Source organism: Rufibacter immobilis (genome assembly GCF_003721565.1).
Taxonomy (GTDB): Bacteria; Bacteroidota; Bacteroidia; order Cytophagales; family Hymenobacteraceae; genus Nibribacter; species Nibribacter immobilis.
Genome location: NZ_RJJE01000017.1, coordinates 1153599 through 1171172 on the forward strand (window position 1 = coordinate 1153599; position 17574 = coordinate 1171172).

Genomic DNA, 17574 nt, shown 5'->3' on the forward strand with positions numbered 1-17574 from the left:
TCCCGTTTAGGGGCTGTTTTTCGAAAACAGCCCCTAAACGGGAATAGCCGGATTGTAAGCCTAACAGACTACAACTGACTCTTCTATCACAAGCTCAAGAAGTGACTTATTACAGAACCTACCCCTCCCAGAGGGGAATTCATGCAAATCATATTACAAGAAGTAGCTGTTGTGAAAATTGCATCCAAAGCCAATCAGTTCTCCCAAGAGGAGTATTTTGCTCCTCTTGGGAGAACTGAGGTGGGTTAAGTAAGTAGACGAACCGGAGCTAGAAGCTTCATAAATAGTGGTTCCCGTTTAGCGGCTCTTTTTTGAAAAACAGGCTTAAAACAGGAAAGCCCGCTGCTTATGGAGGCAACGGGCTTTCCTGTTTCTATAGATGCTTAGGAATAAACTTCTTTCTTGGCGGCTCTAAGCGTGTTCTTCAGCAGCATGGAGATGGTTAAAGGACCTACGCCGCCCGGCACTGGGGTTATGTAGCTGCATTTGGGAGCAACCTCTTCAAAGGCCACATCGCCGCGCAGGCGCCAGCCTCTTTCGCGGGTGGTGTCTGCTACGCGGGTGGTTCCCACGTCAATTACCACAGCGCCTTCCTTCACCATGTCGGCGGTGATAAGGCCGGGTTTGCCTACGGCCACGATCAGAATATCGGCTTGCCGGGTATGATGGGCCAGGTCTACGGTGTTGCGGTGGCAGATGGTCACGGTGCTTTCGCCGGGGATGGTGCACTTGCTCATGAGAATGCTGATGGGCGTACCCACAATGTTGCTTCTCCCTACCACTACGCAGTGCTTGCCCTTCGTTTCAATATTGTAGCGCTCCAGCAATTGCATGATGCCGTAGGGCGTGGCGGGCAAATAGGCCGGCAGACCAGCCACCATGCGGCCCACGTTCACCGGATGGAAACCATCTACGTCTTTGCGGTAGTCCATCACCTCCAGCACCTTGTCTCCGCTGATATGCTTGGGGAGCGGCAACTGCACAATGAGGCCGTCAATGCTGTCATCGGCGTTGATTTCCTTTATCTTGTTGAGCAGTTCCTCTTCCGAGATGGTGTCCTCATAGTGCAGCAAAGTAGATTCAAAACCAACGCGCTCGCAGGCCAGCACTTTGTTGTTCACATAAGTCATGGAGCCGCCGTCTTGGCCTACCAGAATGGCCGCCAGATGCGGGGCTTTGCCGCCCTGCTTTTTGATTTCCGCCACTTCGGCGGCTATTTCACTTTGAATGGCTTCTGAGGTTTTCTTTCCGTCTAAGAGAGTCATGGATACAGGAAAAAGGAAGAGTTGAAACGAAAGCCAAAATTAAACGCCTTGGGGCAAAGTGCCTCGCTTTTTCGCAGATATTTAAGAACATGAATATTATGCGGCGCTAAAAAGCAAAACCCGTTTAGGGGCTGTTTTTGGAAAAACGGCCCCTAAACGGGTTTCTCAAGTTCAATGCTAGAAAACCTTAGTGAGCGTCTACCGGCATTTTCACGCCTTTCTTGAATTTTTGCAGGTAGAGCAGTGGAATAGAGCAGAGCATGATCATACCAGACACCCAGAACGCATCTGTGTATGAAAGCAGCGCGGTCTGCTTCATGACCATGCCCTCAATGGCTTTGTAGGCCGCCTTCTGCGCATCCATGAACGAATAACCTTTGCTCATGAACGTCTGCATAAGGCCGTTGAAACGCTGGGTGAACGCGGGGTTGTACTCATTGATGTTCACCAGCAGGTTGTTGCGGTGCACGCCCTGGCGCACGTGGATGAGCGTGGTGAGCGCGGCAATCCCGAAGGAACCGCCCAACTGGCGCATCATGTTGTTGAGACCGGTGCCCTGCCCTATCTCGGCCCCTTTCAGGTCCTGAATGGCCAGCGTGGTCAACGGCACGAACAGCAAGGACATACCGATTCCCCTGATCACCAGCGGCCAGAAGAAGTCACTGGTGCCCGAGGCCAGTGTGGATTGGTTCATCATCTGCGCGAACACGAAGAACAGGAACATTCCGCCGGTGGCCATGAACTGGGCCGGAATGCCCTTCTGCAGCATCTTGCCCACAAAAGGCATCATGGCAATGGTGAACAGACCGCCCGGCAACAACAGCTCCCCCGACTGCTGCGCCGTGAAGCCCAGCAAGCCCTGCGTGAACACCGGGAACACGAACATAGAGCTGTATAACCCGAAGCCCAGCACAAAGGAGGTGAACATGCCAATGGAGAAGCTGCGGTGGCGCATGATCTTGAAATTCACCACGGGGTAGTCAATGCTGGTCTCGCGCCACACAAATAGCAGCGCCCCCACAAAGGCAATGGCACTCAAAACCACTATATAGGTAGCCGAAAACCAGTCTTCGCTCTCGCCTTTCTCCAACACCGTCTGCAAACAACCCACTGAGATAGCCAGCAAGGCAATACCCCACCAGTCAATGGGTTTGCCGCTTTCCTCCTTGGGGGTTTTGTTGATGAAGAAGTATGTAGCCAGCGCAGCCATGATGCCCACCGGAATGTTCACGTAGAAAATCCAGGGCCAGGAGTAATTGTCTGTGATGTAGCCGCCAATGGTAGGTCCCAAGGTGGGTCCAACCACGGCACCCAGCCCGAACAAAGCGGTAGCTGTACCTACCTGCTCTTTAGGCCAGGTCTCCAGCAATATGGACTGCGCAGTAGACAGCAATCCGCCACCCGCCAGCCCTTGCATGATCCTAAACACCACCAGTTCATCTAAGGTTGTCGCGTTTCCGCAGAGGAAGGAGACAATGGTAAAGATGATGATGGACGCCATGAAGTAGTTCTTCCGCCCGAAACGCCCGCCTAACCACCCCGACATGGGCAGGATGATCACGTTGGCCACGGCGTAGCCCGTCACTACCCAAGCAATGTCTTCCAGGGTAGCGCCCAGGTTCCCCTGAATCTGGGGCATGGCCACGTTCACAATGGTGGTGTCAATGAGCTCCAGCAGGGAAGCCGTGATCACCGTGATGGTGATCACCCATTTTTTTAACCCTTTTTCCGCCATTGCCTATGCTTTGGTCAACACAGAGACTTTCACGCTCATGCCTGGTCTCAGCTTTGACAGTACTTCTTTGTTCGCGTTGATCTTGATTTTCACGGGTACCCGTTGCACCACTTTCACGAAGTTACCAGTGGCATTGTCTGGCGGCAGCAGCGAAAACTTAGCCCCGGTGGCCGGCGAGAAATTGTAAATGGTTCCTTCTACTTTCTCCTCTGGGAAAGCATCTACCACTATGTCCACTTTCTGGCCCTCCCGGATGTTCTCCAGCTGGGTTTCTTTGAAGTTAGCGGTCACGAAGAGGCTGTTATCGTTCACAATGGAGAACAGACTTTGCCCCGCCTGCACCAACTGGCCTTTCTGCACGTTCTTTTTAGAAACCATTCCGCTGGCTGGCGCCGTGATGGTGGTATAGGAAAGTTGCAGTTTGGCAAAGTCAACATCGGCTTGGCGTTGGTCAACCCCGGTATTGGTCACGGTTAACTGGGTACGGGTAGTGCCTACTTGCTCCAATGCGGCTTTGTATTGCTCCTGTGCCGCGTTAAAAGTAGCCTGGGCAGCATCACGGTCGGCTTTGGCCTGGTCAAACTGCTGCTGCGTAATGGAACCGTCCTGTATAAGGTTAGCGAAGCGCTTGTAATCTTGCTGGGCTTTCCAGAGGCGCACGCGGGCGGTTTCAATATTGGCTTTTGCCGTGGCGGCATTGGCGGCAGTGGCCGTGATCTGTGCCTGTCCTACGTTGGTGCTGGCGCTGGCTCCGCGTTGGGCGGCCAGGGCCTGTTCTACTTTGATGGCATAGTCACGCTCATCTAACTTCACCAGCATCTGCCCCTGGTTCACGTGGGTGTTTTCCTCAAACAGGATGCTGTCTACGTAACCGCCTACCCGGGCCACCACCGGACTGATGTCGGCGTCTATCTGGGCGTCATCAGTGTCCTCGTGCTTGCTCAGGTAGAGGTATTCTTTGATTCCGAAGAAGCCACCCACCAGTAAGATAACTCCCAGGATGATGGGAATTACTTTATTCGATTTTTTCTTTGGCGTTTCCATTTCAGGTGTTGAAGTAGTCATTATTGGATGATGTTTCCGGTTGATTTAAGTAAAGAGTAATAGGCTAATCCGGCGTCGGCTTTGGCCAATTCCAGGTTGATCAGCGACTGGAAGAGTTGGGTCTGCGCGTCTATGCGTTCGGTGGCCGTGGCTACTTTATTGGTGTAGCGCGATGCTTCGCTCCGGTCGTTTTCCTCCGCCTGGGCAATGGATGTCTGCAACAGGTCTATTCTGTTCAGGGCCAGCAGGTATTTCTGGTAATTCTGGTTTACCTCCGTCTTCAACTGATCAGTGGTGAGGTCACGGGTGAGGTCTACCTGTGCCCGCTGAATTCTGGCCTCACTCAACTTGTTCTTGTTCACCCAGAGGCGGTCAAAGTTCCAGGCGGCGGTTAGACCAATGGTGCCCACCGCCAACGCGCCGTTCTTAGGCGGGATAAAGCTGCCACTGGGATTGATATGGTAGGCATCTGCGGCGGCTACTAAAGCCGGTAAGGCATCTGCCTGGATGGACTTGATGTTGTAGTCTGCGGCTTTGGCGTTTAAGGTGAGCGCCTGCAGCTCGGTGCGGTTGGTGAGGGCGCTGTCTATGTAAGCAGTTAGTGAGGTAGTACGTCCGTCTGGGGTAGCCAGCTCCTCCACCACTAGGTCAGTGGCGTCGGGCAAACCCAGCAGCACATTGAGGTTATAGACCATGATCTTACGGTTGGTCTCCAGATCTGCGCCGGTCAGCTCCACGTTGCTGCGCTGCAACTGAAAGCGCAACACATCATTCTTGGTCACAATGCCCTGCTCAAAGAAACGCTGCGACTGCTTTATCTGACGGTTGATGGCCTCCAGATTCTGGGCTACCACCTTTTTGCTCTGCTGTAGTTTGTACAGGTTGAAATAGGCGGTGGTAATGTGGTAAGCTATCTCATCTTTGTCTTTCTCGGCATCTAAACGGGCCACCTGCGTCATCAGATCGGTAGACTCGCGGGCGTATTTGAGCTTGCTACCGGCAAAAATGACTTCCTGTAAAGACAGGGTGCCCAAAAACGCATTGGCACGCTTAGGTAAATAGATAGGGTCTGCCTCCTTAGACATTTGTAAAATGTTGGAAGGAATCTCGGCGTGGTTATACGTATAGCTCACGCTGCCTTTCGGTAGGGCTTCATCCCGAACCTGGTTGAAGCGGGAGACGGCCTGTTCTATCTTTGTCTGCGATAGCTTGAGCGTCTTGCTGTTCTGTAGCCCCAGTTGCACTGCTTCCTGTAAGTTCAGGCGCTTTGCCTCCTGGGCCAGCACCGGTTGCGTAAAAGCAGCCAGGAAGCAGATCAGAAACGTATAAACAGCCGATAGGACTCCTCGTCCCTGGGCGGGACGCACGGGAGAAACGTTATTTCTCGGTTTCATCAGTAAGTAAATAGACTTGTATATAATCTTTTAAGTAAGCGAGTAGGCGCGGCTTCGTTTCCTCCTGCAGCACCTGGTCATTGAAGAGGTCCATGCCCAGCATTTTAGAGGCCAACCGGCGGGAATTGATGAGGTAAAAGACGGTCCCGAATATGCTGGTCACGGTCATCTCAGCGTCAACGGCCCTGAACTCCCCGTTCCTGATTCCCTCTTCAATAATCTGCTGCACCACCTGGGCGTTGCCGTGCAGCACCTCCAGAATGTAATCAGATAAGTCTGAACCGGAGCGTACCACGGAGATTTCCCGGAAGATGATCTTATGCAAATATTTACTGGTGGCCACCCGGCCCACGTACAGCTGCAGAATCTGGGTTAGCTTCTCCTGACACGAGATGTCCTGCCGACAAATTTCCTCAAAGCCTTTCTTCATGCTGGACACCCGCCGCTCCACCACCGCCTTCAGCAGCCCGTCTTTGGAGCCGAAATAATAGTTGAGCATGGCCATGTTCACCCCCGCTTCCTGCGCCAGCACCCGGGTAGAGGCCCCTTCGTAGCCCAGCTCCCCAAACACCCGTTCTGCCACTTCCAACAGGTGCTCTTTCTTATCGGTCTTCTCTTTCTGGCTCATAAATTTAAAGCTGCCGCAAAGCTAATCAATCGATTGATTAAATAACAAACTAATCTTCTGATTTGTATCAGGAGTAGCAGATAAATTATTGAGGGATAGCTAAGAAAAATTTAATATTAACCTCATCAATAGGCGATAAGGCAGCTAAAAAGCCAGCAGAATTGTTTATACTTTTTGCTAGTGCTGGTTTGACGCAAATTCTGGAAAAAGAGCCGCTAAACGGAAAGAGGTGCTACACTACACTGTCAATGCCGAGCCTTTGGAATGCCTGGAACTGGTTGTAAGAAAAAGCTCTCCGTGCGTTTAGAGGCCGTTTTTCCTAAAACAGGCGCTAAACGCACGGAGAGCCTGCATCAAACTATACCCCTCTTCTCACAGAAAACAAGGCAGGAATGAATAAAGGGTCCCCAAAGGGAAGGCAACCTTAATAACTAAAAGTTTGCTCTCTTCTTAGCTACATTCGCTACGGTAGAGGCCGTTACAATGCCTGCTAAACCGGCAGCAATGGCAGTCATGATGAGATCATCTGGAATCATTTCGCGCTCCCGGAGCAGGAACCGCAGGGCAAAAACTGCTATAGTAATGAATGAAACCAGCCCCCAGTAACGGAAAAGAGCAGCCCATTGCAAGGTAGCCTTACCACTGGGCAAATGGATCAAGTCAATGAGAAGATAAAGCCCCAACACTACGCTGCTCAGGTATTGCAGGAGGTGGTACCCCGGCACCTTCATCCCGAAGAAGAGATAAGAGGTGGCCAGTAGGTTGAAGTTGTTGGCGGTCCAGCCGTAGTAGTGGGTGAAATCGTCGCAGAGCAGATGTGTCACTACGCCCAGAAAAGCCGAGGTAATAACCACCAGCCAGTTTTTCTTGAAATAAACCAGCCAATCAAAGCTTTTATACACCACAAGCTTCTTTTGCAGGAAGGGCGGCAGATGCTCAATAAAGGCGTTTCTCACCCAGCAGTGATACAGAAACGCCAGTGCCAGCACCACCGGAATATCAAAGAGGTAGATGCCTTTCAAGGTGTGGCTGATGTCTGTTTCGGCCCGCATCCTGAAAAAGAACTCAAAGTCTGGGGCCATGCTGCCCAAGGCCATCGCGGTTAAGGATACTTTGTCGCCGGGAACTGATTTAAAGGGCAAGACGACCGCGGCGTGAGAGAAAGTAAAGGGCATACATTAAGCTAAATCGATGCTGCAGAGAGCCAATACGTCAAGCAAAGGAGTAATTATGAACTGGATAGAAATAAAATATTAAAACTCTACTGCATCATATTACAATCAGTTATGTAAAATTAATCCATTGCCGCTACAGGAAATATATTTGGTTGGGCATTGATGTAATCAAATAGAGAATCTAAATCAGCTCTGGAGAAGGCAAATGCTGGCATTTGCTGTTTAGCATATTCTTTGAAGACAGTAATAGCCGCTGAATCCTTATCCTCCACCATTTTAGAGGAATTCAGCACGAAGGAATACACCCATTCTTTAGGGTGACGCTCCATCACGCCGTATAATGGTGGACCTACAATCACGGCGTGAAAGTCATGACATTGGGCGCAATTATTTTGAAAAAGGGTTCTGCCCGTTTGGTTATGAAGAACTTCTTCTACATAGCCAATACTACAAAAAGGTTCCTCCTCCACCGTTGCACACCATGGTTCATTTCTCCCTGTCAAGAAATCTTTATCCGTCACCAGTTGATACACCAATGCCCCCACTACCACCGTAAGCAGCAGCACGGCGGTATTCAGCAGCCAGGCAGCAACTTATAGCTTTTTCTGGAACATAGGCAGGAGAGGTTGAAACTGCGTTAAATGTAACCAAAACTGTTTAAAAGTAATCCTACTTCCCCATTTTGTCATCTTGGAAAGATCTTGTGGGCGAACGGTAGTAGCTTTACTTAAAAAGTCTTGGCAGTTCGCTCAAAAGATCCTTTCAGGATTACAATATGGGGAAAATCTAATACAAGTAATCTCCCCGTTTTTGGCCTCTTTTCTGGAAAATAGCCCCTAAACGTAAACATTCATACTTGTTCAGGTATTCGCTATAGTGACAAATGTAGGGGCAATCCCTTGTGATTGCCATTATAGGTTCACAACCGGATTTGGGCAACCACAAGGGATTGCCCCTACAAAAGAAAAAACCCGATGCTCGCACATCGGGTTTTTCAATCAATCTAACTTTAATACCGCTAAGAAGGCTTCTTGTGGAATCTCCACGTTGCCTACCTGGCGCATGCGTTTTTTACCTTTCTTCTGTTTCTCTAACAGCTTACGCTTACGGGAAATGTCACCGCCGTAGCATTTGGCCAATACGTTCTTGCGGAGTGCTTTCACGGTTTCGCGGGCGATGATCTTCTGCCCAATGGCGGCCTGAATGGCAATCTCGAACATCTGGCGCGGCAACAGCTCCCTCAACTTTTCGCAGAGGCGCTTGCCCCAGTCATAGGCTTTGTCACGGTGTACAATGGCACTCAGGGCATCTACTTTCTCGCCATTGAGCATGATGTCCAGCTTCACCATGTATGACTCCCGGAAACCGATCAATTCATAGTCCAGGGAGGCGTAACCGCGGCTGATGGTCTTGAGTTTATCAAAGAAGTCAAATACGATTTCGGCCAACGGCATCTCAAAAATCAGTTCCACCCGGTCTGAGGTCAGGAAGTTCTGAGCCTTCAGGATACCGCGCTTGTCCATACAAAGCGAGATGATGGGCCCAATAAACTCGGCCTTAGAAATGATCTGAGCCTTGATGAATGGTTCCTCAATATGATCTATGTAGTTCGGCTCCGGCATTTCTGAAGGGGCACTAACGGCAATCTCTTCGTCTCTGGTGGTGAAGGCCTTGAACTGTACAGACGGTACCGTGGTAATTACGGTCATGTCAAACTCGCGCTCCAGACGCTCCTGCACAATTTCCATGTGCAACATGCCCAGGAACCCGCACCGGAACCCGAAGCCAAGGGCCGCCGATGTCTCTGGTTCCCACACCAACGATGCGTCATTGAGTTGCAGCTTCTCCATGGAAGAACGTAGTTCCTCGTACTCGGTGGTTTCTACAGGGTAAATACCGGCAAACACCATGGGTTTCACTTCCTCAAACCCCTGAATCTGGATAGTGTCTGGGTTAGCGGCGTGGGTAATGGTATCCCCTACTTTTACTTCCTTCGCATTTTTTATTCCCGAGATCAGATACCCCACGTTACCGGCCCCCATTACCTGCTTAGGCTCCTGGTTCAGTTTGAGTACCCCAATCTCATCGGCTTCGTATTGTCGGCCGGTGGCAATGAACTTCACTTTGTCACCTTTGCGCAGGGTGCCGTTCATAATCCGGAAGTACACTTCAATACCACGGTACGAGTTGAACACGGAGTCAAAGATTAAGGCCTGCAACGGTGCGTCAGGATCTCCTTTAGGAGCCGGGATTCGCTCGCAGATGGCGTTCAGAATGTCTTCAATCCCGATGCCGGCTTTCCCGGAGGCATGGATGATGTCTTCTTTGTCGCAGCCGATAAGGTCAATGATCTGGTCGCTTACCTCTTCGGGCATGGCGTGCGGAAGATCAATTTTATTGAGCACCGGGATAATCTCCAGGTCATTGCCAATGGCCAGGTACAGGTTAGAAATAGTCTGCGCCTCAATTCCCTGGCTGGAATCCACGATCAATAACGCGCCCTCACAGGCGGCAATGGAACGGGATACCTCGTAGCTAAAATCTACGTGACCCGGGGTGTCAATGAGGTTGAGGATGTAGTCTTCCCCTTTGTATTGGTAGTTCATCTGGATGGCGTGGCTCTTAATGGTGATGCCGCGCTCGCGCTCCAGGTCCATGTTATCTAACAACTGGTTCTGCATTTCCCGCTCGCTCACCGACTGGGTAAATTCCAGCAGACGGTCGGCCAGGGTACTCTTGCCGTGGTCAATATGCGCAATGATGCAAAAATTGCGAATGTTCTTCATAGGAATCGGTTACAATCTCCAAAGATACAAAGAAAAGTGCGGCGGTGGAACGGGTTGGGCGTGGGTGGTGAGACTTTTTCTGGTGGGATTTGCGTTTCCGGGCAGTTTTTGGGAAAAGAGGCGGAAACGGAAGATGGTTTTATTATGAACGGGCTATATAGTATATTGTTAGTGTGATTACTTTTATCTCCTGGAAATGGGATGTAAACCGAGTTTTACAGGTTATACTTTAGTTTGTTCTAATTTGTAATATTTGACCGCTGCGCTAATCCGGCAGAAGAAACAGTAGAGGCTGGGGCTAATGTTGGGCAAGGGGCAAAAGCGGAAAGAGGTGCCGGAGAAGTGGGTAGAAAAACTAAAACTAACAATGCATGAACTTCACCTCGGCCGACGGCCATTGGCGTCATTCATACCAGGCCGTTGGCAGAAATTTTGAAATTAGACCTTATTAAACATGTTAAGGAATTTTTCGTATATTTCGCAACTCAAGAATGGAAGAAAAAGTATTTATAGCGCCTCGTCTATCTGGACCTCGTTTCGAGGACCATTCTTTGCCTGTAAACATTTTAGAGGACTTTACAGCGCTTGAAGATTTACTTGTAGAAATCGCAAAAGTCATTTATCTAAATGAAAACGGTAACAGAAAGCGTGTTCCAAAGGGATTTTCTGACGGTATATATTTAAAACTTGTCGACATTGAAGAAGGTAGCTCTGTTGCGAAATTTGCTATTGCAAGCGCCATTTCATTATCTTCTAGCTTACCCTTAGATAACGCAAACAACTTTACATATTTTGAAAAAGCAAAAGATAAGATTGTATCAATAATTGAATCTGTAAATAATGGTGATATTCCTAGAGAACCCGACTTGAAACTCTTGTCTTATTTTAACAAGATTGGAAAGAACTTACAGGATAATGAATCAATTGACTTTGGTTATAATTATATAACTAAAGTAAGTTCAAAAGCTATATTAAACAAGGCAACAAGAAAAAAAATATTGCTTTCAAGCGAGCAAAAGCAAGAATACACAGATAATATCAAGTTATTTGCTCTCGTTCCTGAGATTAATCAAGCAATTAATACATTCCAATTAGAAACTGAGGCAGGCAATATTAAGTGTCCATTAACTGACCAAATAAAGAGTACTGTTTTTACTGCTTTTAATGAATATAAAAGCAGGACATATATATCGCTTAAGGGTACAGCTTTATTTAATTGGAATGATAAAATTGTAGAAATTTTAGAAGTCGAGTCAATAGATGTATTAGATCCCCTTGATGTTTTCCTCCGTATTAATAATCTAATTAAATTAGAAAATAATTGGTATGAAGGTCAAGGCAAAGCTTTAAACAAGGAAAAGCTTATAAATTTTGGAGACTTTTTTAATTCATATTTTGACAACAAATTAGCACTTCCTGCGATTTTTCCTACCATTGAAGGCAATATTCAACTTGAATGGAAAAAGGAGAATAAAAATGTAATTGTTGGTATTGAACTGGAAACATTGTCATCAAATTTTTTCTACTATAATGACAATGAAGATTCTGATGAAATGGAAAGTCAAATGATATTAAACAATAAGGAAGGTTGGGCGATTTTAAATAGACTTATTGCAAAATATCTCTAATGGAAGACAAATTGCTTTTTCACAGACAAATACATCCGACATTTGTGGTCAATGACATAGTCTCATCACAAGCGTTTATTATTTCCTCAAAGGCATTTACCCCCTCTGAAAAAGATAATGACCAGTTATCAGTTTACAATGGGGAGAAATTTAGTGCTAGAGATTCTTACGACCACTACTCTAAGGAATACAATTCTTATGGAGTATTGTCATTATCTAATCCAGAAGTAACATCTACTGAACAAATATCTGTTGTAGATGATAATTTTCCATTTGATGGACATTCTTATATAGACTTTTCAAAAGTTACAAGCAAAAATCAAAAGACAAAGAAAGCAGGAAAACTACGTGATTTTGCAGTAAGTAGAGGTTGGACATATAAACCATAAATAGAAACAAATCTACCAACATTACCTTGCCAAAAGCGGGCGAATTTACTGGCATTTACCTCTACAATTAAATTAATTTTTACCTTTATACTCACCTCAGCTTACTCCCCACCTACGGTAAGCCCATCCTATGTTAGCGTTAAAAATTCTTTCATAAAAAAATATACTTAATCAGTATTGTTTGGCTAACAGCATGGAATTAACCCCCACCTCAAGAGAAAACTAATCGCTGCCATCAACATGACCTTGGACGGGATGTTTGACCATACCGCCGTGGACCCAGATGCAGAGATTCACCAGCATTACGCAGATTTGTTGAAAGATGCAGACACTATTCTGTACGGCCGCGTCACCTACCACCTCATGGAATATTGGCGGACTGTAGTGGAGAACCCCACCGGCAACCCCGCCACAGATGAGTTTGCGGTGACCACATGGAGGCAATTTCCAAGATTGTCTTTTCCCGCACTCTGCACCAGCTGGATTGGGCAAGCGCCACCCTGGCCACACGGGACCTGAAAGAAGAAGTGCTGGCGCTGAAAGGGCAACCCGGAGGCAACATTCTGGTAGGCAGCCGAAGTTTAATCATCCAACTACTGCAGTTGGGCTTACTGGATGAATTCCAGCTTTGCATTCATCCGGTCATCGCCGGAGGCGGAAGGCTTTTGTTTGAAACCAACCAGGACAGAATTCTTTTTAAACGCCTCCATACCAAAGAATTTACAGGCGGAGCTGTGCTGCACACCTATCGTTTAAGGTAAGCATACATACTTTAAGGACAATATAAGGCAAAAGCGGACGCCTACGCCATTATTTAAGAGCAAGAAAAAAGCCCTTTTACCACGTGGGAAAAGGGCTTTCTAGAAACAAATCGTTTGATGGAACAAGCAGGTTCTACTGCCGCCAACCACCGCCCAGCGCCCGGTAAATATTCACTACCGCCTGCATCTGCTGCATTTTAGTTTCCACCAGGTCAAATCTGGACTCCAAGGCATCGCGCTGCGTCATGAGTACTTCCATGTAGTCGGCACGGGCAGAGGTAAACAGATTGTTAGAGATCTCAATAGACTGCGTGAGCGCCTCCACTTCCCTAGACTTCAAGTCATAGCTTTTCTCCAGATTACTGATTTTAGCCACTTGGTTGACCACTTCTATGTACGCATTCAAAATGGTGCGCTCATAGTTGTACACCGCCTGAATCTGCTGGGCATTGGCACTAGCATACACCGCTTTGATGGCATTTCTATTCACCAAAGGCGCCGTGATATCCCCTGCCAGTGAGTACAGAATAGACTCCGGCTTGAACAGATATGTGGGATTGAACGCCTGCAACCCTACTCCTGCCGTGATGCCCAGAGACGGGTAGAACCGAGCACGGGCCACCTGCACGTCCAGTTTAGACGCCGCCAGATTCAGCTCCGCCTGCCGTATGTCGGGGCGGTTGGCGAGCAACTGGGCGGGCACGCCTGTCTGCGTCACGGCGGGCACTATGCTTTCAAACGCCTGCGTGTTCCGCTGCACGGGCTGCGGGAATCTGCCCACCAGGAAATTGATGCGGTTTTCGGCCTCGGTGATCTTCTGCTGAATCTCGTACTGCAGGCTTTGGGTATGCAGCACCTGGGCCTGGAACCGGCGCACGGGCAGTTCGGTCACGCGGGCGGCCTCCTTTTGCAATCGCACTATCTTGAGCACATTGCTCTGGATGTCAATATTCTGCCGCACAATGGCCAGCTGCGTGTCCAGGGCCAGCAGCTCATAGTAGGCTTCGGCAATCTCAGAGATGAGGTTGGTCACCATGAAGTTCTTGCCTTCCACGCTGGCCAAATACCGGTTCACCGCCGATTTTCTGGCGTTGCGCAGTTTGTGCCAAACATCCACTTCCCAGGTGGCATACGCTCCCACCAGATAATCCTGAAGCGGCTCTGGCATCTCTTTGCCGGGCTCAATGTCGGTGGTGGCTTCGAGGGCGCCAATGTTGGTGAACCGGGCCACTTTGTCCACCCCGGCCCCGGCCCGCAGCCCCACCGATGGCAGGTATTCCCCTTTTCTGATTCTTACTTCGTTGCGGGCTATCTCAATTTCCTGTAAGGTAATGTTCAGTTCCTGGTTGCGCTGCAAAGCCGTATCAATCAAGGCCGTAAGGAACGGGTCTGCAAAGAAATTCTTCCAGGGCACCTGCGCGGCGTTGGTGGTGTCCTGTGCGTTGGTATAATGCGCAGGTACGATTTTGTTTTCTGATTTCTGCACCAGCGTGGGAACACTGCACGCGGAATAGGTGAGGGTGACCAACGTTATCCCCAACCAATTCCTGATTTTTCTATTGAACATGGGTTTCCGTTTCTAGTGGTTGGACAAAATGATCGTTGGCGTGCACATAATCTTCGGTGAGGGTGGTTTCCTCCTCCCCTCTGATCAGTTTTCGGCCATCGGCCAAATGGCCGAAAATATAGTACAGACCGGGCACAATGATGACCCCGAAGATGGTCCCGAACAGCATGCCGCCCATGGCAGAGGCCCCTATGGTGCGGTTCCCGATGGCGCCTGCCCCCGTGGCGATAATCAACGGAATCAAACCCGCTATAAAGGCGAACGAAGTCATCAAGATAGGCCGGAAACGCACTTTGGCTCCTTCAATGGCGGCATCAAAGATGGAGGCTCCCTGCTGCCGTTTGAGCACGGCGAACTCCACAATCAAAACCGCGTTTTTACCCAGGAGCCCCACCAGCATGATGAGCCCAATCTGAGCGTAGATGTTGTTCTCCAGGCCCATGAGTTGCAGCAGCAGGAAAGACCCAAATACCCCCACCGGCAACGAGAACACCACCGCCAACGGAATAATAAAGCTTTCATACTGCGCCGCCAACACAAAATACACGAACGCCAACACAATCGCGAAGACGTAGATGGACTCATTCCCGCGGGTGGACTCGTCATAGGAAAGCCCTTCCCAGGCAATGTCATAGCCCTTCGGCAGAGACGTGGCCGCTACTTCTTGAATGGCCTGAATAGCGTCTGCCGTTGTGTAGCCTTTAGCCGGTAACCCCTGAATGGCAGATGAGTTATACATGTTAAAGCGGGTGATCTCATTGGGTCCTTGTGATTTTTTCAGCTTCATGAACGAGGAGTACGGCACCATCTCGCCCGCCTCGTTTTTCACGTAGAGCTTCAACAAATCAGAAGGCAGTCTTCTGAACTCAGGATCAGACTGCACATAGACCTTAAAGAACTGGTTGAACTTGATAAAGCCCTGCTCATAGGTACTGCCAATGAGAATGTTCAGGTTGTCCATGGCTTTGCCAATAGACACGCCTTTTTGCATGGCCAGGTTGTTGTCTATCTCCAGCTCATACTGCGGATAATTAGCCGCGAAGAAGGTAAACAATCCGGTGAGCTCTGGGCGCTTGCGCAGGTTATCCATGAACTGCTGGTTGATCTTGTCAAACTCATGGTAATCGGTATCGGTGTTTTTGTCCAGCAAACGCATGGAGAAACCTCCAGAGGAACCGAATCCCGGAATGGCGGGTGGCTCAAAGAATTCAACCACAGCCCCTAGCCCTTTGGAATTTTCCTCCAGTTCTTCCATGATTTCCTTCACGTTGTGATGGCGCTCAGACCAAGGCTTGAGGTTGATCAAACAGGTACCCGCGTTGGAGCCTCGGCCTTCGGTCATAATCTCATATCCCGCCAACGAAGAAACCGACTCAACCCCTTCAATTTTCTCACAGACCTTCTGAAGCTTCTGAGACACCTGGTTCGTTTTTTCCAGGGTAGAGCCTGGCGGCGTCTGAATGATAGCGTAAATAGTACTTTGGTCTTCATTGGGTATGAAGCCCGAGGGCAGAATCTGGTTCTCGTAGAAGATACCCACGCCAAAGGCCAGCAATACGCCAAAGGTCAGCCATCTTCTACTTACAATGGCTGTCAACAGGCGCACGTACCGGCCGGTAAGTTTCTCAAAGCCCCGGTTAAAACTATCTAAGGCTCTGGTCAGCAGGTTTCGCTTCTTGGCATGCCCGTGGTGGTTTTTCAGCAACATGGCACACAGCACCGGCGTGAGCGTCAAGGCAATAAGCGCCGAGATCACAATGGAGCTAGCCATGGTGATGGAGAACTGCCGGTAAAACGTACCCACCGGACCCGTCATAAAGGAAATAGGCAGGAACACCGCCACCATCACCGCCGTGATGGCAATAATGGCCCCGCTGATTTCCCCTAATACTTTTTTCACCGCACTGTACGGCGAAAGATGAGGTTCTTCCTCCATTTTGGCGTGCACCGCCTCCACCACCACAATGGCATCATCCACCACAATCCCGATGGCCAACACCAAGGCAAAAAGGGTCACTAAGTTGATAGACAGCCCAAAGAACTGAATCACGAAGAACGCCCCAATCAAAGAAACCGGCACCGCCAGAATGGGAATCAAGGTGGAGCGCCAGTCTCCCAGGAAAATGAACACAACCAAGGCTACCAGAATGAAGGCGTCGCGCAGCGTATGGATTACCTGCTCAATAGAGGCATCCAGGAACTGCGACACGTCATAGCTGATCTTGTAGTCCATGCCGGGCGGGAAGTACGGGCGCATTTCCTCCAGCTGCGCTTTCACATTGGCGATCACATCACTGGCGTTACTGCCGTAGTTCTGCTTCAGGACAATGGCCGCCGAAGGTTTCCCGTCCAGATTGGAATAGATATCAAAGAACTCGCTGCCCAGTTCCACTTTGGCAATATCCTTCAGGTGAATACTCTCCCCTTCGGCATTGGCCCTGATGATGATGCTCTCATATTCTTCCGGTTTGTTGTACCGGCCTTTGTAGGTGAGCACATATTCCAATGATTGCGCAGCGATACCAGAGCTTTGCCCAATGCGGCCTGGCCGGCCGATGATGCTCTGCTCTCCAAGGGCCTTCATCACTTCCTCCACGGAGATGTTATAGGCGCGCATGCGGTCTGGGTTGAGCCACACCCGCATGGCGTACCGGCGGCTACCCAGGATCTGCGCCCGGGCCACCCCTTTGATCCGCTGGATCTCGGGGATCATCTTCACCGTGGCGTAGTTGAACAGGAACTTCTCGTCCATGCTTTCGCTCTTGGAGTAGAGGTTCACGTACATCAACATACTGGGCTGCACCGGACTGATTACCACACCCTCGCGCTGCACCAGTTCGGGCAACAGCGGCATGACCTGGTCCACCCGGGTCTTTACCCGCACCACCGCATCATTGGGGTCGGTGCCCGGTTCAAAAATAATCCGGAGCGTGGCCTCGCCCGCACTGGTGGCATCAGTGGCGATGTAGCGCATGCCCTCTACCCCGTTAATGGCCTGTTCCAGCGTGATTAAGGTAGATTTCACCAGTACATCGGCACTGGAACCGGGGTAGGCAATAAATATATTGACGGTGGTGGGGGCAATGTCCGGGAACTGCGAGATGGGCAGTTTTTTGATGGCCAATGTGCCCACAAACACAATCATGACCGATATTACAATAGCGAATACGGGTCTGCGTATGAATTTACTAAACATGACTTT

14 protein-coding genes are annotated in these 17574 nt (G+C 49.4%); 4 read left to right on the forward strand and 10 right to left on the reverse strand.

Features of this window, described 5'->3' with window-relative positions; all coding sequences use genetic code 11:
* Window positions 1-383: 383 nt before the first annotated feature.
* The 8 genes from EFA69_RS17810 to lepA all read right to left on the reverse strand — a co-directional run bounded on the left by EFA69_RS17810 (window position 384) and on the right by lepA (window position 10027).
* Window positions 384-1265, reverse strand: coding sequence for a bifunctional 5,10-methylenetetrahydrofolate dehydrogenase/5,10-methenyltetrahydrofolate cyclohydrolase (locus EFA69_RS17810; RefSeq protein WP_123134413.1), 882 nt, complete (start codon window positions 1263-1265; stop codon window positions 384-386).
* Window positions 1266-1452: 187 nt separating this feature from the next.
* Window positions 1453-3000, reverse strand: a complete 1548-nt coding sequence (locus tag EFA69_RS17815; protein ID WP_123134414.1) for a DHA2 family efflux MFS transporter permease subunit — start codon at window positions 2998-3000, stop codon at window positions 1453-1455.
* A gap of 3 nt (window positions 3001-3003) precedes the next feature.
* A complete protein-coding gene (locus tag EFA69_RS17820) occupies window positions 3004-4065 on the reverse strand; it encodes an HlyD family secretion protein (RefSeq protein WP_221175767.1) in 1062 nt (353 codons plus the stop codon).
* Window positions 4065-5438 carry a TolC family protein gene (locus tag EFA69_RS17825; protein WP_123134416.1) on the reverse strand — a complete coding sequence of 458 codons (1374 nt, stop codon included), beginning with the start codon at window positions 5436-5438 and terminating at the stop codon, window positions 4065-4067. The genes EFA69_RS17820 and EFA69_RS17825 overlap by 1 nt, the downstream gene beginning before the upstream one ends.
* Window positions 5422-6066: a TetR/AcrR family transcriptional regulator gene (locus EFA69_RS17830; protein ID WP_123134417.1), complete on the reverse strand. Its 645-nt coding sequence runs from the start codon at window positions 6064-6066 to the stop codon at window positions 5422-5424. The genes EFA69_RS17825 and EFA69_RS17830 overlap by 17 nt, the downstream gene beginning before the upstream one ends.
* Window positions 6067-6497: 431 nt before the next feature.
* Window positions 6498-7241, reverse strand: coding sequence for a DUF4184 family protein (locus EFA69_RS17835; RefSeq protein WP_123134418.1), 744 nt, complete (start codon window positions 7239-7241; stop codon window positions 6498-6500).
* A 119-nt stretch (window positions 7242-7360) separates the two neighbouring features.
* Window positions 7361-7807, reverse strand: a complete 447-nt coding sequence (locus EFA69_RS17840) for a c-type cytochrome (RefSeq protein WP_183906853.1) — start codon at window positions 7805-7807, stop codon at window positions 7361-7363.
* A gap of 432 nt (window positions 7808-8239) precedes the next feature.
* Entirely contained in the window at window positions 8240-10027 is a 1788-nt protein-coding gene (gene lepA, locus EFA69_RS17845) for a translation elongation factor 4 (RefSeq protein WP_123134420.1), read from the reverse strand.
* A 491-nt stretch (window positions 10028-10518) separates the two neighbouring features.
* Between lepA and EFA69_RS17850 the strand changes: the two genes are divergently transcribed.
* From EFA69_RS17850 to EFA69_RS20565, 4 genes are all read left to right on the forward strand, one after another.
* Complete coding sequence (locus EFA69_RS17850) at window positions 10519-11655, forward strand: hypothetical protein (protein WP_123134421.1); 1137 nt, start codon at window positions 10519-10521, stop codon at window positions 11653-11655.
* Window positions 11655-12044 carry a hypothetical protein gene (locus EFA69_RS17855; RefSeq protein WP_123134422.1) on the forward strand — a complete coding sequence of 130 codons (390 nt, stop codon included), beginning with the start codon at window positions 11655-11657 and terminating at the stop codon, window positions 12042-12044. Before EFA69_RS17850 ends, EFA69_RS17855 begins: the two co-directional genes overlap by 1 nt.
* A gap of 240 nt (window positions 12045-12284) precedes the next feature.
* Window positions 12285-12563 carry a hypothetical protein gene (locus tag EFA69_RS20560; protein ID WP_245964622.1) on the forward strand — a complete coding sequence of 93 codons (279 nt, stop codon included), beginning with the start codon at window positions 12285-12287 and terminating at the stop codon, window positions 12561-12563.
* Window positions 12479-12805 (forward strand): dihydrofolate reductase family protein, encoded by a 327-nt coding sequence (locus EFA69_RS20565; protein ID WP_245964623.1) that lies wholly within the window; start codon window positions 12479-12481, stop codon window positions 12803-12805. Before EFA69_RS20560 ends, EFA69_RS20565 begins: the two co-directional genes overlap by 85 nt.
* 133 nt (window positions 12806-12938) lie before the next feature.
* Here EFA69_RS20565 and EFA69_RS17865 read toward each other — a convergent pair whose 3' ends face one another.
* Together EFA69_RS17865 and EFA69_RS17870 are read right to left on the reverse strand one after the other, a co-directional pair.
* Window positions 12939-14372: a TolC family protein gene (locus EFA69_RS17865; protein ID WP_123134423.1), complete on the reverse strand. Its 1434-nt coding sequence runs from the start codon at window positions 14370-14372 to the stop codon at window positions 12939-12941.
* A complete protein-coding gene (locus EFA69_RS17870; RefSeq protein ID WP_123134424.1) occupies window positions 14362-17568 on the reverse strand; it encodes an efflux RND transporter permease subunit in 3207 nt (1068 codons plus the stop codon). Before EFA69_RS17870 ends, EFA69_RS17865 begins: the two co-directional genes overlap by 11 nt.
* Window positions 17569-17574: the final 6 nt, after the last annotated feature.

What these genes read in the sequence shown, in the direction of transcription:
- EFA69_RS17810 (WP_123134413.1), bottom strand. Translation starts at nt 1,265, where the DNA reads ATGACTCTCTTAGACGGAAAGAAAACCTCAGAAGCCATTCAAAGTGAA.
- EFA69_RS17815 (WP_123134414.1), bottom strand. Translation starts at nt 3,000, where the DNA reads ATGGCGGAAAAAGGGTTAAAAAAATGGGTGATCACCATCACGGTGATC.
- EFA69_RS17820 (WP_221175767.1), bottom strand. Translation starts at nt 4,065, where the DNA reads ATGACTACTTCAACACCTGAAATGGAAACGCCAAAGAAAAAATCGAAT.
- EFA69_RS17825 (WP_123134416.1), bottom strand. Translation starts at nt 5,438, where the DNA reads ATGAAACCGAGAAATAACGTTTCTCCCGTGCGTCCCGCCCAGGGACGA.
- EFA69_RS17830 (WP_123134417.1), bottom strand. Translation starts at nt 6,066, where the DNA reads ATGAGCCAGAAAGAGAAGACCGATAAGAAAGAGCACCTGTTGGAAGTG.
- EFA69_RS17835 (WP_123134418.1), bottom strand. Translation starts at nt 7,241, where the DNA reads ATGCCCTTTACTTTCTCTCACGCCGCGGTCGTCTTGCCCTTTAAATCA.
- lepA (WP_123134420.1), bottom strand. Translation starts at nt 10,027, where the DNA reads ATGAAGAACATTCGCAATTTTTGCATCATTGCGCATATTGACCACGGC.
- EFA69_RS17850 (WP_123134421.1), top strand. Translation starts at nt 10,519, where the DNA reads ATGGAAGAAAAAGTATTTATAGCGCCTCGTCTATCTGGACCTCGTTTC.
- EFA69_RS17855 (WP_123134422.1), top strand. Translation starts at nt 11,655, where the DNA reads ATGGAAGACAAATTGCTTTTTCACAGACAAATACATCCGACATTTGTG.
- EFA69_RS20560 (WP_245964622.1), top strand. Translation starts at nt 12,285, where the DNA reads ATGACCTTGGACGGGATGTTTGACCATACCGCCGTGGACCCAGATGCA.
- EFA69_RS20565 (WP_245964623.1), top strand. Translation starts at nt 12,479, where the DNA reads ATGGAGGCAATTTCCAAGATTGTCTTTTCCCGCACTCTGCACCAGCTG.
- EFA69_RS17865 (WP_123134423.1), bottom strand. Translation starts at nt 14,372, where the DNA reads ATGTTCAATAGAAAAATCAGGAATTGGTTGGGGATAACGTTGGTCACC.
- EFA69_RS17870 (WP_123134424.1), bottom strand. Translation starts at nt 17,568, where the DNA reads ATGTTTAGTAAATTCATACGCAGACCCGTATTCGCTATTGTAATATCG.